We start from the raw sequence: 21,574 nt of genomic DNA, 5'->3' as shown, positions 1-21,574 counted from the left end.
CAGGTAGTAGATGGCCTCGTTGCGCGTGTCGGCATCCATCAAAGGCACGCTGCCAGGCATGATCAACGGGTCGTTGTTGCCGTCCTTCCACAGGCGATGGATGACCTTGGCCATCAGCTTCAGCACGCCGCGGGTGCGCTGGAAGTTGTCCAGCGTGGACCAGTCCTCGTACAGGCGGTCGAACACCTCGGGGTGGATGGGATAGGCGTGGACCAGGCGCTCGAAGTACTTGCTGTCCTGCGTCTCCTGGGGAAAGTCCTCGCGGTTGGCGATGTAGTAGTCCGCGAACGCGCGGCAGACCGACTCCATCGCCAGCTTGTCGTTGATGTTGGTAAAAAGGCGGCGGCGGACGATCTCGAACGCTTCCTCGGTGGCCACCGGCTTCCACAGTGCCTGCACGCGGCCGAAGTAGTGTTCGAGCGCACGCAGGGCCTTGACGCCTTGCTGGCTGCCCGCCTCGCGATCCGAGAACGGCAGCGAGGCGAGCAGCACCGCTGTCGGCACCGCCTTCAGAGCCTCGGTCAATGCCTGCACAAACGACAGCTGAGTGTCGTAAGTGCCGCCCGAGAGCGTCTTACCCTCCTCGAACTGCGACACATAGCGCACCAGCTCGTCCATCAGGATCACGCACGGGCTGCTTTCCGCCAGCATGTCCGCGAGCTCCTTCTTGCCCGGTGCGGTGCCGGTCAGGTCGGCTTCTTTCACGTGCTCGTAGCTGGTCTCGCCGCCCAGCTGCCAGGCCAACTCACCCCAGAGTGTGCGCACCGTGCAGCCGTCATGGACGCGCGGCTTGCTGGCCAGGCTCAGCAGGTCCACGCCATCGAGCACGGCGATACGGGCCTTGGGCAACTCCGTCACGCCGGCTGCATCCAGATCGGGGGCACGCCCTGAAGCTCGCTCGCCGGCGCCGCCCCCTTGGCGAGGTGGTAGACCGGCCAGCATCGTGTGCGTCTTGCCGGCCGCCGAATGCGGTCTGAAGCTGGATGACCGGATCGCCGCCTTTGCCGGCCAGGCGCTTGACCACCGAGTCCAGCAGCAGGCGCATGCCCTCGGTAATGAAGGTGCGCTGGAAGAACAGCACCGGGTTCTGGTACTCCTCGTTGCCGTACGCGCATGCACCCGCGACAGGTCCGCCGCGAAACTCGGCCTGCTGGAACTTGCCCTCCCGCACATCGGAATGCGGCTCTGCGATCTCGCGCCAGGGTTTGAGGATCATGCTTCCTTGCTCCATGCGAGCGGCAAAGATGGTCAACATCAGCTCGCTGTCATCGTTCAATCGGGTATTCGGGGCGCTTGCCGGATAGCTGTTCGCTTCGCGTCAGGATGATGGACACCCCTTCGCCACGCTTGTCCATGATGTGGCTGCGATGGCTGGCAAGCCCGACATCGCCGATGGGGCAGCGCGCCAGAAGGCTGGTCAGGACTTCATTGCGGCGCCGCCTGCCGGAAAGGCAGGCTTTCCGGCGTCATCGTGTTGGGCAGCATCCCCCGGAGAGAACAGCTCCAGCCGGTCATCGAACAGGCGCAGCCGCACTTTGGCGCCGGCCATCGAATAGTCTCGATGGGCCACGGCGTTGGTCACAGCCTCGAACACGGCTGTCATGTCGAATGGCGGCACATCCACCCGACCGCCCCCGGCGCGCTTGTAGGCTGCCACCTGCATGTTCTTGCGCACAAAGGCACATGCGGCGCGTATCTGCTCATCGAGCGGGCCCGTGATGTCTTGCGCGTCCCGTTGGTACACCCCCTCGCCCGTGGGCACTACCTCCGTGCCCACGTAGGCCACGGCCTGCACGATGGCGCCGGGAAGGTGACGCTCCGGTTGGCTGCTGGCCATTAGCAGGCCCGCCACCGTCGGCCGCCAGACGCCTTGCTCGTCCTGCGCCGCCATTGCCAGCTTGGACAGCAGAACTTCCGGCGCGTCTGCGCTTTGCGCGGGCGCGAAACGCCGCCACAACGCCTCATCCAGATCAGAGAGCGTCGCACGCGGCACCGGTGTTTCGTCGAAGCGAATCAATCGCGACTGGCTGCGTTGCTGAAACAAGCGTGCCAAGTGATCGGGCGGCATCGGGCGCTTCGATGACCCCACCCGATGCAAATAGCCGCCCGGGCTCTGGTGCACGAACAAGCTGCGTGCCACCTCGACACGTATCACCGGCTGCTCTGCACCGCTCAAATCAGGCAGTGTGATGCGCTCGATGATGGGCGCCAAGGGCGGCTTCACCGAATCCTCACAGGCCTGCCGCACCAACGCTTCCACGGTATCCAGCCGCTCGGCAGGAATACCCAGCACTTCCCGCGATTTGTCCTCGACGCCGAGCAGCACCACGCCGCCTGCGCTGTTGGCAAAGGCAGCCAGTTCGTCGGCCAAGTCTTCCTGCGCCGGGCCGCGGACCTTGCCACCTGCGAACTTCACCTGCTTCAGCTCGAGGAAGCTGTCTTCGCCAGTCGAATCTTCTCGATCAACTCCGCGCGGGTCGCCAGCATGTCAAACCTCCTTGCCCAAACGCATCCAGCGGCGGGCAAATGCTTCTCGGCCGCCTTCCATCACCCGGCAGACCTCCTCGCGCACGGCCTTCTCCTGCAAGGCGCCGCTTTGCTGAACCAAGCACTGGCCGCGACCGAACTCCATCACATGCACCAGTTCGGCATCGCCATTCACCACCACGTTGGGGTTGTGAGTGACCACGATGAGCTGCCGACGCAGCTTGTTCTCGCGGATCTGGCGCACGATCAGATCGTAGATCAGGTGATTGTCCAGATCATCCTCGGGCTGGTCGAGCACGATGGGCTCCTCGCCGAAAGCGAGCAGGAAGGCCAGCAACGCCGCCGAGCGTTGGCCTTGGGAACCTTCGCTGATGGCGTACCACTTGTTGTCGCGCTGATACTCGATGCGCAAGTCGTCTTCCGGGTACCAGACGAGCACGTGGTCGGCGAACTCCGGCTTTTGGGCTTTTCGTTCCAGATAGTTGCGGAAGTGCCCCCCAAGGACGCGGGACGTTGAAGAATGGCGTGGCGGGTGCGATCCAATGCCGCCAACTTCTGGCCGTCAGTCGCCGTAGCGAGATCGAACGCCAGTCCGGACGTGGCCTGTCCATCCTCGATCTTGAGAATGTCTTCAGCGAATCGGTCGTCCGCCACCTCGATCAACTCCCGCAAACTGCGCTCGATCACCTGCGCGTCGAAACCGAACGGCAACACGCTCATGCGCACATGGGGGTTTTGGGCGAGCTTGTCCTTCAGAAACGCCTGCCTCTGCTGCGTGATGGCCCGGCGGCGCTCCAGCACCAGGGACTGCTGAGCCTCGATTTGTTGCACGAGCAGTGTTCTATCCGACTGCATCTGCCGCAGAGCCTTGATCTGTGTCTCCAGGTGCTGCCGCTCCTGGGTCAGTCGTGCAAATGCCTGCGGGTCAGCCACGCCTTGTGCGGCAAGTCGCGTCTGCAAGTTCTGGTGCTGCTCGCGAGCAGCGTCGGCCCGGCTGCGCCAGGCGCCTAGGCGCGCGTCGGCTGTGAGTTGGGCGATGCCTTCATCGAGCGCCGCCGCCTCCTGCCCCAGGCGTTGCCGCGCCCTGGCCAGCAGGCTATCGGCTTTGGCCCGCCACGCCAACAGGTCGGCGTCGGCCTCGGTGAAATGCTGCGGCAGCCAGTCATCGAGCAGCAGGCTATTGGCGACCTTGCGCAAGGTGGCTGCACCTTCGCGCAATTGCCCCAAGGCTTCGTCTACCGCGCGCTGCTGGTGTTGAGCGCGGGCAAAGGCTTGCAGCACGGCTGCGTGATCGGCTTGCGACAGCGACTTGAGCTTGCCCTCCACCTCCTGCCGGCGTCGCTCGACTTCGGGCAGTACAGCGAGTTTGCCGTCGATCTCGCGCAGCCGTGCGCGCTGAGCGAAAAACGCACGCTGCGCTTCCTCATAGGCTTGCTTGAGCGGCTCCACACCCGCAGCTTCGTCGATGATGGCCAGCAGGGCCTGCCGTCCGCCACCGGCCATCGCCGCGATTTGGCCCTGGGAGAAAATGCGCAAGGGGAAGCGGGCCGCATTCACGCTCTGGCTAGCAGAAGGCTGCCACTGGCCATCGCGCCACTCCTTGACCTCGACGGCTTTTCCTTCACCACGCCAGCACAGGCGCAGCCGCGTCGTCTCATGCTGCCATTCGACCCTGATAGCCGTGTCTGGCTTCAGCGCGCCTCTGTCATCGCGGCCTTTGGCGATCGTTCGAAAGGCTTCGAAACGCTCGCGTGGCTCGCTGTCTTTCGGCAGCGCCTGAATCTCAGCCTCGCGCCGGGTCGCCAGCCGCAGCGCATGCACCACCGTGGATTTGCCGGTGCCGCGGCCGCCGACGATGGCGTTGAAGAAGGGCGACAACTGGAGAACGGCCGGTCTTCCGTTGCCGATCACCCTCGCTCGTTCGATTTCGATGGCGCGGATCACATGCGCCGGCGTCTTGAATGGATCGAACGGTTCTGCGTCGTCGCTGCGCCGGAGCGACACGCCGTTGCCGTCCAGCAGTGCCAACCGCAGCCCCTCCAGCGTGGGCTTGGCCATCTTGACCCAGGTGTAGTAAGCGCTGCCTGGTACCTTCGCGCCTTGAAAGTTGTGGCAGTCGCTGCCCAGCACGCGGGCCAAGGGCCTGGCGAGCTTCTCCACGGCTTGCGGGTACGGGTTGTTCAGGTCGCACCACTCCACTGCCAACAAACCCTCTACTTCCAGCGCTTGTTTGACAGTGTTGGCTGACAGCGCGCTTTGCCGCGTACCAGGGTTGACGCACAACAGGCCGCTGCCACTGTCGGCGTGCGCCGGGATGGGGATCGCGCCGGCACGAAAAACCTCCTCCAAGACCTGAGTCAAGGAGGCCCGTGTCACAGCGGCAGCGTCGGCACTGTCGGTTACGCCGCGCAACTGAGTCGGGAATCCAACCGCACCCAGCAGACTGTCGATGTCGCTTGTCGTGGCCGATGGGTCAAAGAGCGCCAGCACATGCACGCCGCCGTTGGCGGAAATCTCCACGCCCGGAAAGATCGTCAGCTCACGGAAACCCGCCGGTGCCTGGCCTTGATCCGCCTGCACCTTCATCTGCTCGTAAGCAGCCTTGAGCCCGTCGATCCAGGCCCCGCTGTTGTGGTCCGTCACGGCCACGCAGTCGATCCCGGCGGCCATGTATTTGAGCAGCCATTTCTCGGGAGTGATTTCATCGGGCGTGCCCATGGCTTTCTGCCAGGCATCGGTGTCCTTCGACGCCGGCGTGTGTGTGTGGAAGTCGAACTTCCACCAGCGCGAACCAGGGTAAGGCGACAGAGTGTTAGACATGTCTCTCTCTCTCAAATGTCCAGTTGCGCCTGCGAGCCGACCACGCCCGCTTCGCTGGCCGCTTGCTCGATGGCGCTCCAAGCGGTGACGAGCTCGTTGTAGGCACGGGCCTCCTCGGCCCAGCCCTTGCGCTCGCACAGGGTGTAAAGGCGGTAGGCCAGTGCGCGGATCGGCTCGGCCCTTGCAGGCATGCGGGCGAGCAGCTTCCCGGCCGCGGATTCGCCGTCCTGGTTCAGCGCGCGGATGAGTTGGTGCAGCGCTTCCCACACCGGGGTGCGGGCGTCTGCCTCGGGCGACCAATCGGGCGGCAGCTCGGCCCACTTGAGCAGGCGCAGCAGGCCCTTGCCCGATTCCACCACCCCGCCGCTTGCAGGCCAGCCACACTGGTGCCCTTGGCGCGCGCCAGCACGTCGGCCTCGCCATATCTGCCCCGGCCCATGCGTATTGGTCAAACCAATGCAGGCAGAACTGGGTATCGGCGTCGAAGTCGTCTTCGGCGAGAAAGCGGTTGATCAATTGCAGCGCAGTGCGCACGCGCATGGGGGTGCCGTCGGCCTCCAGCACGGCCGCATACTGGCTGAAAATGGCCATGCCCGGGCCGATGATGGCCTGCGAGAGATCCACCGGCGCCACCGGCGAATTGACGCCGCCACGGGTCATTTCATCCAGCGCTTCGGGCAGCGTGGCATTCAGCTCACGAATGAACTCGCGGCGCGACACAGTAGGTGCGTCGGCACGGCGCGGGCGGCAAACGAGGACGATGCATGAGGCCAGCACATTCGTCCCTGTCTTCAAGCCTTGATCACGTTCTGCTCGTACAGGCCAAGTACCAGTCAGCTCAAAACCAGCTTGCAGCACGGCTTCCAGGAAGGTTTCCCAGCCGGTGCTGGAAGTGCCGGCTTCGGTTTGGGTTTCCGATTGCTTGAAAGCGTAGTAAATGGTGACCGGAAAAGCAGGATGCGCTTGCTGCGCCAGGTTGTGCATGGCCTGCGTCATGCCCTCCAAAAAGAACTGCTCGGCCTGTTCCCTGCCGCCGTGGCGATATGGCGTGGCCACCAGCTCCTCGGCCTTGGGCACCGCCACCGTGGCGAACAAGCCCGGATAAATGGGTTTGAGCGAACGGCGCAGCCAGACATAGAAAAAGTCCGATAAATCGGCATAGCCGATATTGTCGTAATAGGGAGGATCGGTGGATACTAGTTTGTCACCACTAATATTTTGAGTTTGCGCATCGGCCTGTAATGCCACTCCGTTGCCTCTTCCTGCATTACTAAGACTCGTAACAAGAACCTTTTCAATCCATTCGAGCGCACCGAGCCAGTTTCCGGTGGAGTTAGAAAGGGGATTTCCTTCTGCATGATCCCACACCATCGGGATAGCTTGACGCCCAAAGGTCTGCACGATGAAATCGCCACCCCACGGAGTGAGCGATGACCAATAGTTGGCACTCCTGCCAACACCAAACGCCAAATACACCGCCACAGCCTGCGCGTAGGCGGTGGCGCCGCTGCCGCCGGCGTCGAGGCCGCGGCCGTCGTCGGGCAGGCCCGCGGCCAGGGCGTCCTGCCGGCATTTTTCGATCGCCTCGCCCACGAGATCGGAGAAGGTGGTCAGCGCCACCAGTTGGCGGGGGGTGAAGAGGTCCGCGAAGGTTTCCATGCCATAAAGCGGCATTTGGTCGCGCGCTTTACCGTGCAATGGGGTATCTGGTTTCCATGTCGGCTGCGCCTGCCGGGCGATGGCTTCATGTTCCTCGATGGGCGGCAGATAGACGCGCCCGCGCGCGCCTTCGGCGACGATAGCCATCAGCCTTGCGCCCATGCGCCCGGCCCGGCCTTCGGCTTTGATGTAGTTGCCGTCAATGGGCGAGCCTGAGAGCACACACTGGAAATTCGCCCCGCGCGCGAGTTTGGTGCCGTTTTTCGCTTCCGCCGGGGGTGTGCCCATGCGCACGGTGAAGCGGTAGCGGTCGCCCTCGATCACCGGCTGCACGTAGGCTTCCTTGCCCGGCTTGCTGCTGAGGATGAAGGTGGAGGCCAAGGGCACCTCCACATGGCTGAAGGCCGGGTTGGGGCTTTTGACGGTGCGCGCCCACAGCCAGGCAATCACGGTGAGTTGCTGCCCCACCAGCGGCTTCAAATCCGGCCGCTCGGCCGCCATTTCGGCGGTGATGGTGATTTTGGGGTACAGGTGGCCGATGCGCTGTTCGGCCTGCTCACGCATCCAGGCGCCGTAACGGCGCACGTCTTCGGCCAGGCCGCGCGCGCCACGCCAGTCTTCGTGCAGCCTGGCCTGCCGCTCGCCCGCCGGCAGCGGCCCCACCGGCGCGCGGCCGGCAAAGCGCGGCGGGATTTCGATCATCGCCTTGTTGATCGTCACCGCCACGGGGTTGAGGTCAGACGCCCAGGCTTCCAGCCCCAGGCGCTGCGCCTCCAGCGGGATGGCGCCGCCGCCGGCGAAGGGGTCGTGGAAGGCGGGGAGCTTCTCCGGGTTGAACAGCTCGGCCGCCTGCGGATGGTTCTTGTTGAGCTCGCAGGTCTCGCGCCAGGAGCGGCGGATCTCGGCGCGGGCGCGTTCGAGGACTTCCTCGTTGTTGGTGTTCTCCCACTGCACCAGGTCTTCGATGATCTTGAACAGCCTCTCGCGCTCGGCGGCGGCCTGTTTCTTGTTGACGCCGCGGCCCAGGTGGCGCTCGTAGCCGGGGTCATTGACCATCTGGGCGAAGATGACAGCACGTGCTGCGGCCAGCGGCCGGCGCGCCCACCACAGGTGCAGGGTGCTGGGGTGGCCGTGGCGGATGGATTTCTCGCGCGCTGCCGCTTCGTTGATGGCGTCGAGCGGCAATGCTACTTCGATGAGTTTCTTGGGGGCTTTGATGCTGGTCATTCTTGAAGTCCTTCAGCGCCAGATGGCAGGGCGTGCGAGCACGTAGCCATCGGGCTTGACGAGTTGTTCGGGCAGCTGGCTGGCGCGCAGCTTGGATTCACTGATGGCCAAGTGGCCGTTGGCGCATTGCATGAGGGCCTTGGAGTGCCGCTTGGGCGGAAACGCGACGATGACGCGCTTGAGGGGGAAGCGCTCGCGCACGCGGCGGATAGGCGTGGTGAGGTCGCTGTCCCCGGAGATGACCAGCGCCATGTCGAAGGCGTCGTCAAAGGCATCGACCATCAACTGGATGGCGATGTTGACGTCGGTCATCTTTTCTTCGTAATCCATCCATGTGGCCTGGCAGGTATAGCACTGGCGCCGTTTATCGAGGTAATGGCCAAACTGGCATTGCACGCCTTGAGCGGCGAGTGCCTCGAGATAATCATTCTGCCGCTTCTGGTCGGCCGCATTGCGGCCGTTGTCACGGATGCGCGCTGTAAAGTAGTGTGTGGTGACCAGACGCTGACCGGGTCGAAGCAGATTGTTCGCCAGCGCCGCCACGTCCAGCCAGTAGTAGCGCTTGAAGCCGGCCGCCTTCAAGCCAAAGTAGAGGTTGAAGCCGTCCACGTAGGCCATCACGCGGGTCATGGCAGCGGCCCCGCTATCTTGACCTCTGACGTCCAGAGACTATAATGAGCGGCACTAACCCCCCCGGAGATAGCATCTCCGGCCCGACGCCCCGCAAGGGGCGTTTCTCTTTCTGGGGTTGGATTTTGCCCCACGGCCAGCAGCCACGGCCCGACGCCCTCCCCGTGAGGGCGTTTCTGTTTCTGAGGGCAGCCCAGGCTCACAGCGAGCCCTCCGCCGCCGTGGCGCGCGCGAGCAGCGCGTCCAGGTCCAGGTTGATGCTGGTCACCGCCCAGTCGGGCTCCTGGGTGAAGGGCTTTCGGATGTAGAACGGCCCTTCGTGCCTGCCGCCGTCAACGAGCACGATGGCCAGGATGAACTTGTCCGCCTGGTTGAGGCCATAGAGGATCTCGTTGCGGGTGACGGTGATCGTGGTCTGGCCTTTAGCGCGGCCCTTGACCTCGATGTGGCGCGAGGTGGGCAGGCGGCCATCGCGGGCTTGGGGGATGCTGGTGACGTCCCAGCCGCACTTCTGCGCCGAGACGTCGATGACCTCATGGCCCAGCGCGCGTTCGGCGTTCATCACCGCCTGCATGGCGATGTGCTCGATGCGGCTGCGCGCATCGGCATCCGCCGACCAGCCGGGCTGACCCTTGCGCTGCATCAAGAGGCCCGCCGGGATCACCAGCGCACCGCCCAGCACGACCGGCGTGGCGGAGACCACATGGCGCATGGCCAGCAACTCCTTCTCGCGCGATTCGCGGCGGGCGGTCAGGTCGTCGATGGTGCGGCGCACGTTCTCCAGCGTCAGGCGCACATCCTTGCCGGCAGCCAGGTCGTCTTGCAGCTTGATGTAACGGTCGGACCAAAAGTTGATTTCCTTGACCAGACGCTCATGCACGGCGGCCAGGGTTTTGTCCACCGCCTTCTCGCGGCGGGTGCGAACTTCATCGAAGTGTTCGGGCACCAGGAAGCTTCCGGCATGGGTCAAGGCCTGTTGCTCCAGGTCTTTGGCGATCCACGGGGCCGCCAGCACGTCTTCGATCAATTTGAGGTCGGCAGGCGCAATGGGCTCCAGGTCCAGGTGAGGCGCCCAGCCGGCGTTGGTGGCATGGCCCTGCGGGTCGATCTCGACGAACTGCATGCGACGCGAGACGATGCGCGCGGGGTCTGCCCCTTCCTTGACCGCGTGATCAACGATGAACATCACCTTCGGGGTGACGCCCATATCACTCGGGTCCACCAATACCGCGCCTTGCTTGAGCTTGTTGCGGTGAGCTTCCAGCACCAGGTCGGTGACCGCCTGCATCAAGGGGTGGCCGGGATGGATGAGGCTGGCCATCGGGGCGCCGACACGGTCGGTCAGCCGCACGTACTGCTTCTCGAAGCAGACGCGCTCGTAACGGCGTAGCACCGGGTCGGTATTGCGGCGGTCGCGGCCGGTGATTTGCCGGTCGCGCTCGCGGATGATGGCCGGGACGTTGGTGATCTCGTAGCGCCCTTGCTCGCGCGGGCGCAGCTCGCCGCCCAGTTGCTGGAAGGCCTGATTGAAGAAAGCGCGGATGAAGAAGGGCTGCAGCTTGCGGGCCTCGGCCTTCTCCATCTCCTCCTTCACCGCGAACAGGCGCTTCTCATCCATCACCTCTTCGCACAGCGCATTGCGTTTGATGATGTTTTCAAGGTGCTGGGTATCCAGCGCGCCTTCCACCTTCTTGAGCAGGCGGGCACGGACTTCGGGATCCGAGCCGTAGCGGATGGCCTCGATCAGCAGGTCCTTGAGGGGCTTGTCCTCGAAGACCTCGCCCAGGATGTCGAACACGCGGCCGCCCAGGGCCTGGCGCTCCACCTCCAGCTTCTCGAACAAGCGCTGGAAGACGTCGCCCTCGCGGGTCTCGGCGGCCACCATGTTCCACAGGTGGCAGACCTCGGTCTGGCCGATGCGGTGGATGCGGCCAAAGCGCTGCTCCAGGCGGTTGGGGTTCCAGGGTAGGTCGTAATTGACCATCAGGTTGGCGTTTTGCAGGTTCACGCCTTCGCCCGCCGCGTCCGTGGCCAGCAGCACGCGCACCGTGGGGTCGTTGCGGAACAGCTCCTGCACCTTGCGGCGCTCTTCGCGCTTGACCCCACCGTGGATCATCACCACGGCTTCTTCGTTGCCGATAAGGCCGCGGATCTTCACCGCGAGGTAGTTCAGCGTGTCGCGGTGCTCAGTAAAAATGATGAGCTTGCGCTGTCGCCCCTCGGCGTCGCGCATCTCCGGCGTGTCTTGCAGCAGGCGGGAGAGCTCATCCCACTTGCGATCCTGACCGGAATGCACCACCTGGCGGGCCTGCTCCTCCAAGCCTTCGAGGATGATGATTTCGGCCTCGAGTTCCTGGATGGTCTGCGCCGCCGTGGCCTGGTCGACCACGGCCTCCTCGAAGTTCTCATAGTCTTCGGGCGACAGAGCGTCGGCGGCTTCCCACACGTCGTCGGGCAGGCTGTTGTTGCTGCCCAGTGTCTCGGCCAGTGATTGGCCGCGCTGACGGAGTTTTTCTTCCTCGACGCGGCGCTTGAGCTTGTTGCGCCGCCGCTTGAGCGACTGATAGATGGCCTCGGGGCTGGAGGCCAGGCGGCGCTGCAGCGCCGTCAAGGCGAAGCCCACCGTGCCCTTGCGTCCGCTGTCGGCCAACTGGTCGGCCTTGTTGAACTGCTCCTTGACGTAATCGGTGACGGCCGCGTACAGGGCGGCTTCGAGGTCGGAGAGCTTGTAGTTGACGGTGTAGGCCCGGCGCTCGGGGAACAGCGGGGTACCGTCGAACTTGAGCAGTTCCTCCTTGACCATGCGACGCATGAGGTCGGACACGTCCACCTTGTGCGCGCCGTCACGGAACTTTCCGTAGAAGCGGTCGGCGTCCAGCAGCGACATGAACAACTGGAAGTCCTCTTCCTTGCCGTTGTGCGGCGTGGCCGTCATGAGCAGGAAGTGGCGGGTGATCGAGCCGAGGAGCTCGCCCAGCTGAAAGCGCTTGGTCTTGTTGATCTTGTTGCCGAAGTAGTTGGCCGAGAGCTTGTGGGCTTCATCGACCACCACCAGGTCCCAGCGCGACAGGCGCAGCTTCTCCTGGAGGTCTTCGGCGCGGGCCAGTTGATCGACGCGGGCGACCAGCAAGTCATGGTCGTCGAAGGGGTTTCCGCTGCGCGACTGTTCGACTTGCTCTCGCGAAAACAGCGCAAACGACAGGCCGAACTTCTCGAACATTTCGTCCTGCCACTGCTCGACCAGGCTGCCGGGGGCGACGATCAGCACGCGCTTGGCATCCGCGCGCATCAGCAGCTCGCGGATGAAGAGGCCTGCCATGATGGTCTTGCCAGCACCGGGGTCGTCGGCCAGCACGTAGCGCAGCGGCTGGCGCGGCAGCATCGACTCGTAGACCGCCGTGATCTGGTGCGGCAGCGGCTCCACGTTCGACGTGTGCACCGCCATCATCGGATCGAACAGGTGGGCCAGGTTGATCCGGTAGGCCTCGGTGGCAAGTTTGAAGTCCTCGCCTGGGGCGTCGAAGGCCCATGGGCGGCCGGCTTCGGCCAACGACAGGTTGGCCTCGTCGGTGCGGAACAGCATCCGCTCGCGCAGCGAGCCGTCGGCGGTCTTGTAGTAAACGGTGAGGGCGTTGTCACCGACCGGCTCTGTCGTGACGATGCGTACCACCTGCCCGGGTTCCAAGCCCGAGATGGCCGCGTTCTTCTGGATCTGTTCGAGCTTCAGCACGCTCAACCCTCCTTGCTTGTCGTGTCGTAGCCCGGGGCGAGCACCAGGTTCGTGACGCCGTACAGCGCCTGGCGATTGCGCAGCCACAGGTGGTGCTCGCCACCCTTGAGGCTGTGATCTTCGGTGCAGTCCACGTTCCAGCGGCGCAACAGGTAGCCGGCCATCGCCGCACGGGTCCGCACCTTGAGCACGCCGCCGTCCATGCCGTACTCGGCCTCGATGGTGTCGGGGTGCTGCACGTTGGCCGGATGCGGCACGAGCTCGAGCTCGGTGATCCGGTTCCACTGGATGTCCTGATCGGGCTTCTCGTGGTCGGCCACAGGGCCGGGCAGGATGCGGGCGGCGTCGAGGCGGCCCAACACGAAGTCGCGGAACTCACCGCTGCGCCGGTCGAAGGCGCGGACGTGCCACCGTTGGCCGCTGTCGGCCAGCGCGAACGGCACGATCTCGCGGGTTGTCAGCCCGCTGGACAGCGCGCGGTAGGCAACTTCAACGGCCGCACCCTGATGAATGGCGCGCGTCAGAACGGAGAGGATCTCCAGATCGATCTTGCCCGGCAGGCTGGTGCCCTCCTGTGCCACGACACCCTTCCAGCGGATGGGCTCGCCGTCACCGTAACCCTGGGACAACCAAGTGAGGATCCGCTCGGCGGGGAAGTCAAACAGGGGGCGGAACCAAGCGGCGCGGACGTAGACCTTGCCCTTGGTGTCGTACTCGATATTGCCTGGGGCCAGCTCCTTGTACTGGGCGATGTCCCGCGTGGCTGCCGCAGCCTGGATGCCGAAGCGCGTCACCAAGTCCTGGCGGCGGATCTCGCCAACGAACCGCAGGCGCAACTCGACGAACGCGAGCCGGTCGCGTTGCGCCTGGGTCATCTCCGGGAGTCGGCCGCTCGACATGTTCGTGTGCTAGTTTCCGTAGCTTTTGCGGAAGCATACGGATATCCAAAACGAACGTCAAGCAGTCGTAAAACGCGCCGCTGTGCGTTGCAAAATGATTAGCACATGCAGCATGGACCAGCGGCGATCCGCTTGGGTGTCGCGTCAGGTCACGACTTGCCCCCCCGTGTTGTCAACAAATAGAACTGTCCGGTTTCGTAGCACATAAACTGTCCGCTTTTCCGGGCCGGGGAGGGAAGGCGTGAAGGGCGTAGCCCGGAGCGCCTTCCCTCCCCGGCAGGCGCCGCGGCGGACCTACGCGACAACCTGCAGTTCGGGGGTTTGCAGCTGACCGTCAGCCGTGTAGCGCGCGAGCCTTCTCGGGCCATGGAAGATCGCCAGCCGCCCGTCCAGGTAGCGATGCACCCGTACCTTGACCTTCACGTAGTGCATGCGATAGCGATCCGGCGGGATTTGCAACTTCAGCCCCTCGAAAGCGACACAATTGTCCTTGGTTGTGTACCATCCTTTCTGTAAATTCCGTTTAGCGCCTATGGTAGGAAGTGCGCGGCGCTCGGTCTGACGCCATGACTTCGAGAAAGGAGTATGCCCATCATGGCGATGCGTGTCGAAACCAATCCTTTGGAAATGGCTTATGCTGTGTTGCTCGAACACGGACTGGAGGGTGCCGGCGAGGCTCTGCGCATCCTCGTCAATGAAGCCGCCAAGATCGAACGATCCCAGTTCCTTGGAGCGGCGCCCTATGAACGTAGTGAGCGACGGCGTGACTACGCCAACGGGTACAAACCCAAGACGGTACTCACCCGCCTTGGTGAGCTGACCTTTCAGGTGCCCCAGGTGCGTTGCGGCGACTTCTACCCTTCTGCCCTCGAAAAAGGCACCCGCACCGATCAGGCGGTGCATCTGGCCCTGGCCGAGATGTACGTCCAGGGGGTCTCCACCCGCCGGGTGATCGAGGTACTGCAGCGCCTGCTGGGGCCGGAGATTTCGCTCTCCACCGCCCAGGTGAGCCGTGCCGCCGCCAGGCTCGACGAGGGGCTTGCGGCCTGGCGCGAGCGTCCTCTGGGCGAAGTGCCCTATCTCTTTCTGGATGCCCGTTACGAGAAAGTGCGGCTGGAAGGGCGAATCGTCGATTGTGCCGTCTTGATCGCCGTCGGCGTCGATGCGACGGGCAAACGGCGGGTGCTCGGTTGCACGGTGGCCACGTCGGAAGCCGAGATCAATTGGCGACGTTTCCTGGAATCCCTCCTGGCCAGAGGGTTGCACGGGATCAAGCTCATCATCGCGGATGATCATGCGGGCCTCAAAGCTGCCCGCAAAGCGGTGTTCCCTTCTGTTCCCTGGCAGCGTTGCCAGTTCCATCTGCAGCAAAACGCCGGCCAGTTCGTCACCCGACAGGAGGCGAAAAAGCACGTCGCCGCGACACTGCGCGCGATCTTCAATGCTCCGGACAAGGCAGAAGCCGAGCGGCTTTTGAAAGCCGCCCTGGACACCTGGCGCAAGGAGCATCCGAAACTGGCCGAGTGGGCCGAAACCGCGATTCCTGAATCCCTGACGGTGTTCGACTTCCCCGCTGCGCACCGTATCCGTTTGCGTACAGCGATTGAATGGATGACTGGACGGATTGCACCGTCCGATCGTTACACGGGACCAGCAGGCTTTCGCCATAGCCGAGCTCCGCCAAGGCCGTGCCCTTCTGCACCGGGAACTTGATGTGCATGGTTGCTCCTAGACGTTGATGTTGCAGAAACCGATCGCATCGGTAGCCGCCAATGCGATCAGGGGAATTTTTCGGCGTGGGGTTAGCACCAGACGACCCGGCCGTAGTCGACCGTGCGCCGATAGTGGTTGCGACCGTTCCACGGCGTGTACGTGTATTCCATGTAGGCACAACTCAGGACTACGATCCAATGATGCAGTGTGAACAGACTCGCGCTCATTCCAATGCTCCTAGACGGGACGGTGAACGACGAAGCCGGGGGACTGGTAGCCGCCAGTGGTTTCCGGCCGGGGATGCGGCGAGGGTGGAGATCCTCACTGCATGGGGACTATTATAGCCTGCTTACGTACATACGTAAATACGTACTTGCGTAAAAAGATGGGGAAGTTGTTCGGCATGGCAGACGGTCAAGGGGCCGCCCGGAGGCCGCACGCGGAGCGCAGAGCTGGCCGCAGGCCAGGTCGAGCACCGAACGGGTGAGGACGGCAGCGTAGCGGCCCTTGAGGGGCTGACGTGCCGGTGTAGACGCTCCAGTCGAGGGTGTGGGGGTGGTTTCATCTCCCCCGCACCCTTGACGACAGAGGGCGACTCGCTCCCTTCCCGCAGGGCGGGAAGGGCGGGGGGATGGGTGGGTGCGGCCGCCGTCGGCGGCCCTGCCCTGCTCGCCTGCTTACAGGCGTCGAAGTCGGTGCGGCCGAGATGGCCGGACCACAAGATGTAGTGCCTTCGGGCAGCTGGTCGGGCACAACATCTTGTGTCTACCTCCTCATGCTCGCATGCGGTAACGGTCCTGCTGCTGACCGGTATTACTGTCGCTGGCCAGCGATCGAGGCTGCCACTGCGATACGTAGTTTTCGTCTGCCTGCATGAGCTTCAGCTCCGTCATGACGTCGCGCACGTCTTGCCGAAGCGCCTCAAGGCGCGCCTGCTGCGGGAACGGCTTGCCCTGCTCCGCGATAGCCTTCGCGTACTCGCGACGCTCCTTTTCTCGCGTCTCTTCGGCCTCCTGTCGCCAGTCCTCGAAGCGGGCCATGAAATTATCGAGACGGTGGATGAAGCCGGTGATGCTGAACTTCTCCTCGGCGCGATAGCTCAGATTTTCAGGCTCGTAGGTGTCCGAGCCGGTCAACGTGAACTGAATCTCGTCGCGGCTGGCATAGACCTTCACATCGAATCCGCGATAGCGGCCAACCGGCATCTCGGTGGGTCGATCGAGGATGCCGACAGCCCGCCGCTCGACTGCTTTCTTCATTGCGTACATGACTTCGCCGAGCAGCGTCTCCCGATCCTTCTCACCATAGACGCGGTTCTTGGTCTCGAACCGGAATTGCTCGGTCGTGGCCTTGTCGCGGAGCTCGATCTCGCGGTTCCATCGCGCGACAGCGCGATCCGCGCGCTGGTCTGCATCGGCGAGCCAGCCGATTCGGCTCTCGAGGCTGTGCTGATTGCGCTTATAGTTCGAGAACAGTGCCTCGACCTTCTTCAGGTCGGCACTGAGTTTCACCTGCATGAAGATCAGCGGATTGCCCGTCGCGGCGGCCTTCATCTCGGCCGCATTCGCGGCTTCGCTCGCGACGTCTTCGATCACACGTTGCAAGCTGTCGCCCTTGCGGAACTGTTCGATGCCGGCGGCCTTATATTCGATCGTCTGCCACATGCGGCTGTCGTAGGTCTGCTTGGTCGCGTAGCGCAGGATCTCGACCTCGAAGCCGTCCGGGTCTTCTTCGTAGAACAGGTTGCCCTGCCGCAGAATACGGCCTTCGCGCTGTTCCAGATCGCTCGGCCGCCACGGCGCGTCGAGATGGTGCTCGGCGACGAGGCGCCGCTGTACGTTAGTGCCCGCGCCCATCTTTGCCGTTGAGCCGAGCATGATCCGCGAATGGCCGCGGTTCATGTCATCGAACAGCTTGGCCTTCTGCAGATCTGTCGTCGCCTCGTGGATGAAGCGGATCTCGTGCTCCGGAACGCCGCGCGCGATCAGCTTCGCCTTGATGTCATCGTAGACCGAGAAGTCGGAGTTGCTGGCCAGCAGCTCGTCCATCGAGATAGCAGGCGCCTCATCGTCGCTGTCGTCATCGTTCGCCGCGTCTGCGACCGGCGCAGCCTTCTTCGACAGCTTTGGCGTCGACAGATCGCAGAACACGAGCTGCGTGCCCTTCCGGTCCTTCCACGCCTCCCATATCCGGTAGATGTTGTCGACCGCCGTATTGACCTTGCTGCCGGGATCATCGGCTGCGTTTGGATTGATGAGGCGGAAGTCGAGGCCAGCCTTGCGCGCGTCGTTCGTGATCTTGAGAGGATTGTCGACGCGCGGGTCTTTCGGCAGGTTCTCCATCCGGTGGATGATGGAGCCGCTGTTCCAGTTCTTGAGTGGCGTGCCATCGCCGCGCAGGACAGGCGCGCCATTGTCGTCGAGCACGGGCGTTTGCACGCCCATGAACAGCGCCTGCGCATCGGACCGATCGACGATGATGTTCTGCGGCCGGCCGCCCTTGATCTTCGGGACGGGGAAGCGGGTGCCGCGTTCCTCCGCCTGGCGATCGAGGTCCGACTTTGTGATGACGTCGGCGAAGGTGCGGTACAGCGAGATCAGCTCGGGAACGTTCTGGAACTTCGAGAACCGGCTGTTGAGCCGGTAGTTAACGCCCGTTGCGTCCAGCTCCCAGCCTGTGACGACCTGTCCGAAAGTTGACGCCCATGCGTCGAAGTGGACGATGCCGCGCGCTTTGAGCTCGTCGTACTGCAGGTAGCGCTGCATCGTATAGAGCTCGGCGATCGTATTGCTGATCGGCGTGCCGGTCGCAAAAAAGACGCCGCGGCCGTCGTTGCGCTGTTGCAGGTAACGGCACTTCACGAACAGGTCGAACGCCTTTTCGGAGCCGGCGAGATTGCCGAGACCGGACACGCGACTGAGCGTCGTCGTGATGAACAGATTCTTGAATTCATGAGCCTCGTCGACAAAAAGCGCGTCGACGCCAAGGTCGGCGAAGCTGACCGCCAAGTCTTTCGCGCCGGTATCGGCCTTGCGCTCGAGGCGCTCCGTCATGCGCTCCTTCGCCTTCTCCATTTCCTTGATCGTGATCCGGTCGCCCTGCTCCGCTTTGATCTGCGTGATCGCGTCCGAGAGATCTTCGATCTGTTCCTCCAGCAGTTCGCGAAGCGTGTCTTCGGGCATGCCGATCTTCTTGAACGAACTGTGCGCGACGATCACGGCATCCCAATCGCCTGTTGCGATGCGGCCGAACAGCCGCTCGCGGTTTTCCTTCTTGAAGTCGCTCTTCTCGGCGACGAGGATGTTCGCGTTGGGATACAGCGAGTAAAAGGCGTCCTTCCACTGCAGCAGCAGATGGTTCGGAACGACGAGCATGGGCTTCGACATCAGACCCATGCGCTTGCTCTCCATGATGGTGCCTACGCATACGAGTGTCTTGCCGGCGCCGACGACGTGATCGAACAGCGCCGTGCCGTCCTGAATGCCGCGCCAGATAGCGTCTTTCTGGTGCGGCCGCAGCGTTATGTCGAGCGACGCGCCGGGAAGGTCCAGGTGCGATCCATCGTACTTCGCCGGAATGTTCGTGTTGAAGCGATCGTTGTAGATGCGTGCGAGCATCTCGCGACGGTCCTTGTCTTCCCACACCCAATCGAGGAACGCCTGCCGGATCTCGTCGGCCTTCTGGTTGGCGGCTGCCGTCTGCGAATCGTCAACGCGATAAATCTTGTTCCCGTTCGCGTCCTTGCCCGCCTCGACCTTGACCTGGATCGGACGGTTCGTCAGGATCGATTCGATGAGCTCGTTCGCGGGATATGCCTCGGTGCCCCACGTGACGCGTGCCGTAGTGCGATCGCCGTGCTCGATGTCGACGAGCCACTTGCCCAGCGTCTCCTGATACGTGATGCGCCGGCGCACGTCGCCGAGCAAGTGGCCGACGAACTGGTCGATCACCTGGTCAGGCACCCACGTCGAGCCGAGCTGGATGGAGATGTCGACCGGCTCGATGTCGGCGGGCTGAACGGCGCGCAATGCGTCGACGTTCTCGATGTAGCGGGGATTCTGGCCGGCGGCCGTTTCGGCCGCGCGCAGCTTGGCCTTCACGTTGCCGGTCAGATACTGGTCCGCCGTCTCCCAGCGATCGCGCTCAGGATTCAGGTAGATGAGGCCCTTGAGGTCGCGAATCAACTCGTCCTCGGGCTTGCCTGTGAGGCGCATCATGCGTGCGAGGTCGATGCGGCCACTCTCGTTCATCGACACGACAAGCGCGTCCTTCGCCGTCTCGACGTGCGTCACTTCCTTGCGCGGGCTCATGACGCGTTTCGAGAAGATCGCCGCCTTGTTCGCGCTCGGCCGGCGCGGCTCCACGCCGTGCTTCTTCGCGGTCTCGGGCGAGATGCCCTTGTCGTAGTCGCTTTCGAGCGCGTGCAACAGCGGATACTCGGGATCTTCCGACATGGCGAGGCGGTTCGCCTGCGAGCTGACGTGCCCGAACTTGCGCACGAAGTCGTCGTAGACGCGGTTCAGCTTCGAGCGCTTCGAAGTGAGTTCGAAGTCGGTCACATGCTCGGACTGCTCGGCCTGCATGAGATCGCGCAGCGCCTCGCGCACCTGGACCATGCCCTTGATGCGCGCGCCGGCGCGCTCGTTCTTTGGCTCGACGTAGCTATAGTCGTGCTCATCGAGGATATCCGGCAGGCGTCGCGCGAGCCTTCCGTTTGGCGCGACGAAGAACGAGCCGACCTTGAGCGTGTCCGGCAGCGTGAGCGCCGGTTTGTCCTCGCCCCGATCGGTTGCGGTGGCCGCGTCATCGGCGGGCCGATAAACGTCGGCAGGCAGCGCCTGCAGGCGCCGCTCGATCGCGTCGGCAAGGTCGACGCCCGCCTCGGGCACCAGGTCCGCCGCGTCGCGGTGCATCTTGCTGGTGATCGCCATGCGACCGGCCATCTGTTCAGGATGGTCGATAAAGTAGCGGCTTATGGTGATCGGCTCGCCAGTCTCGTGATCTCGTATTTCGCCGACATCGACCCAGCGCCGATCGGGCGTCTCGCCGGCGGCCGCCTTCTGGAAAAAGATGATGTCCGTCGTGACTTCGGTGAGCGCGTTGCGCTTGAAGGCCGTGTTGGGCAGGCGGATCGCGCCGAGGAAGTGCGCGCGGTCCGCGATGTGCTCGCGCGCCGCGGTGTTGGCCGCGTCGAGGAAGTAGCGGCTCACAACGACGGCCATTACCCCGCCTTCGCGGAGCTTGTCGATCGACTTCGCGAGGAAGTAGTTGTGGATCGAGAAGCCGCCCAGCTCGCGATGATGGGGATCGTAGAGTGATTGCGTGCCGAACGGCGGATTGCCGACGCACGCATCGAAATGACCGGCGGGAATCACGACGTCCTGCAGGCCACGGTTGATATGCGTCGCGCTGGGGTACAGATGCCGCGCGATCTCGGCCGTCAGTGGATCGAGCTCAATCGCCGTGAAGTGGGTCGCGGCACGCATCGGCGCCGGCATGAGGCCGATGAAATTGCCGATGCCAGCAGACGGCTCGAAGACGCGGCCGCCGTCGAACCCGATACGCTGGAGGCCCTTGTAGATACCCTCGATGACGGTTTGCGACGTGTAGTGCGCGTCCTGTGTGGAACGGCGCGCACGTTCGTATTCATCTTTGGAGAGAAGGCCGGCGAGCTCGAGGTATTCGTCTTGCCAATCCTGATTGCGGTGGTCGAACGCTTGCGGAATGCCGCCCCAGCCCACATAGCGCACGAGGATTGCCTGTTCGTCAGGCGTCGCGCTGCGCTGCTCTTCACGAAGCTGCAGGAGCAGCTTCAATGCAGCGATGTTGTCCCGATATTTCGCCTTGGCGCCGCCCTCCCCGAGCCGGTCCGCGGCGGTGATGTTGTAGTCGGCGGGCGTTACAGCTCGGTATTGATCTCGTTGCTGACCAGGATCTCGTGCTCCGTCAGGCCGTTCTGCTTCTGGTCGATCGAGCGGCTCAAGACCTGGTGCTCGATCGTCTGCTGCTCCAGAAGCCTGCCCAGCAGGATCACCTCGCCCTGCGCTTCCAGCGAGCGCAGTTTCTCCGGGCTGTTGAACGCCCAGCGGTCGAGGATCTTCCAGCCCTGCAGGTGATACGAGGGTGAACGCCGGACGGCCTGAATCGTCGTCGGCTTGAGGATTTTCGCCGCGATCGACAGCGGCTGAGTTTGACCGGTAAGCATGCTGTGCTCCTTCATCTTCGTCGACATCGATCTGTGCCTGAAGGCTGTCGATGATGTCGGCGGTGGCGTTGAATTCGAAGTCGAATGAGAGTTGGTTGAGATCGTCGGCCGGCTGCCGCTTTTTTGCCATGATGTACGCCCTCTAGCCGTTTGTATCATAGGCATTATACAAAATGCGTCCGAAACGGCTAGAGATGTTTAATC

The 21,574-nt window shown here is 63.5% G+C and carries 12 protein-coding genes and 2 pseudogenes; 2 read left to right on the top strand and 12 right to left on the bottom strand.

Annotated features, from left to right (window positions below; genetic code table 11):
• A partial coding sequence (locus tag BCR55_RS29865) for a DUF499 domain-containing protein (RefSeq protein WP_254661892.1) occupies nt 1-942 on the bottom strand: 942 nt, incomplete at its 3' end.
• 10 nt (nt 943-952) lie between these two features.
• Between BCR55_RS29865 and BCR55_RS33755 the strand changes: the two genes are divergently transcribed.
• Nucleotides 953-1,327, top strand: a complete 375-nt coding sequence (locus BCR55_RS33755; RefSeq protein ID WP_254661891.1) for a hypothetical protein — start codon at nt 953-955, stop codon at nt 1,325-1,327.
• Here the strand turns inward: BCR55_RS33755 and BCR55_RS33750 are convergent.
• From BCR55_RS33750 to BCR55_RS29830, 8 genes and pseudogenes are all read right to left on the bottom strand, one after another.
• A complete protein-coding gene (locus BCR55_RS33750; protein WP_254661895.1) occupies nt 1,266-1,394 on the bottom strand; it encodes a hypothetical protein in 129 nt (42 codons plus the stop codon). The two genes, BCR55_RS33755 and BCR55_RS33750, sit on opposite strands and share 62 nt — an antisense overlap.
• Before the next feature lie 23 nt (nt 1,395-1,417).
• Nucleotides 1,418-2,416: an RNA-binding domain-containing protein gene (locus BCR55_RS29860; RefSeq protein WP_254661890.1), complete on the bottom strand. Its 999-nt coding sequence runs from the start codon at nt 2,414-2,416 to the stop codon at nt 1,418-1,420.
• Between the two features lie 72 nt (nt 2,417-2,488).
• Nucleotides 2,489-5,307 (bottom strand): annotated as a pseudogene (locus BCR55_RS34000) (TrlF family AAA-like ATPase).
• An 11-nt stretch (nt 5,308-5,318) separates the two neighbouring features.
• Nucleotides 5,319-8,193 (bottom strand): annotated as a pseudogene (locus BCR55_RS33995) (DUF1156 domain-containing protein).
• 12 nt (nt 8,194-8,205) lie between these two features.
• A complete protein-coding gene (locus BCR55_RS29845) occupies nt 8,206-8,823 on the bottom strand; it encodes an NYN domain-containing protein (RefSeq protein WP_065497246.1) in 618 nt (205 codons plus the stop codon).
• A gap of 199 nt (nt 8,824-9,022) precedes the next feature.
• Entirely contained in the window at nt 9,023-12,553 is a 3,531-nt protein-coding gene (locus BCR55_RS29840; RefSeq protein ID WP_065497385.1) for a helicase-related protein, read from the bottom strand.
• A 2-nt stretch (nt 12,554-12,555) separates the two neighbouring features.
• Nucleotides 12,556-13,452: a YafY family protein gene (locus BCR55_RS29835; RefSeq protein WP_065497244.1), complete on the bottom strand. Its 897-nt coding sequence runs from the start codon at nt 13,450-13,452 to the stop codon at nt 12,556-12,558.
• A 294-nt stretch (nt 13,453-13,746) separates the two neighbouring features.
• A complete protein-coding gene (locus BCR55_RS29830) occupies nt 13,747-13,884 on the bottom strand; it encodes a hypothetical protein (RefSeq protein ID WP_176697472.1) in 138 nt (45 codons plus the stop codon).
• A 162-nt stretch (nt 13,885-14,046) separates the two neighbouring features.
• Here BCR55_RS29830 and BCR55_RS32070 point away from each other — a divergent pair, with 162 nt between their 5' ends.
• Nucleotides 14,047-15,165 carry an IS256 family transposase gene (locus BCR55_RS32070; protein ID WP_371493917.1) on the top strand — a complete coding sequence of 373 codons (1,119 nt, stop codon included), beginning with the start codon at nt 14,047-14,049 and terminating at the stop codon, nt 15,163-15,165.
• Between the two features lie 89 nt (nt 15,166-15,254).
• Here the strand turns inward: BCR55_RS32070 and BCR55_RS33235 are convergent, their stop codons facing one another.
• The 3 genes from BCR55_RS33235 to BCR55_RS33735 all read right to left on the bottom strand — a co-directional run bounded on the left by BCR55_RS33235 (nt 15,255) and on the right by BCR55_RS33735 (nt 21,370).
• Nucleotides 15,255-15,392 (bottom strand): hypothetical protein, encoded by a 138-nt coding sequence (locus tag BCR55_RS33235; RefSeq protein ID WP_175403861.1) that lies wholly within the window; start codon nt 15,390-15,392, stop codon nt 15,255-15,257.
• A 546-nt stretch (nt 15,393-15,938) separates the two neighbouring features.
• Nucleotides 15,939-20,981, bottom strand: coding sequence for a DEAD/DEAH box helicase family protein (locus tag BCR55_RS29825; RefSeq protein WP_254661887.1), 5,043 nt, complete (start codon nt 20,979-20,981; stop codon nt 15,939-15,941).
• Between the two features lie 83 nt (nt 20,982-21,064).
• A complete protein-coding gene (locus tag BCR55_RS33735) occupies nt 21,065-21,370 on the bottom strand; it encodes a hypothetical protein (RefSeq protein WP_254661886.1) in 306 nt (101 codons plus the stop codon).
• Nucleotides 21,371-21,574 lie beyond the last annotated feature (204 nt).

The organism is Burkholderia sp. CCA53 (assembly GCF_001685525.1).
Classification (GTDB): domain Bacteria; phylum Pseudomonadota; class Gammaproteobacteria; order Burkholderiales; family Burkholderiaceae; genus Burkholderia; species Burkholderia multivorans.
This window is presented reverse-complemented; position numbering and strand designations above follow the sequence as displayed.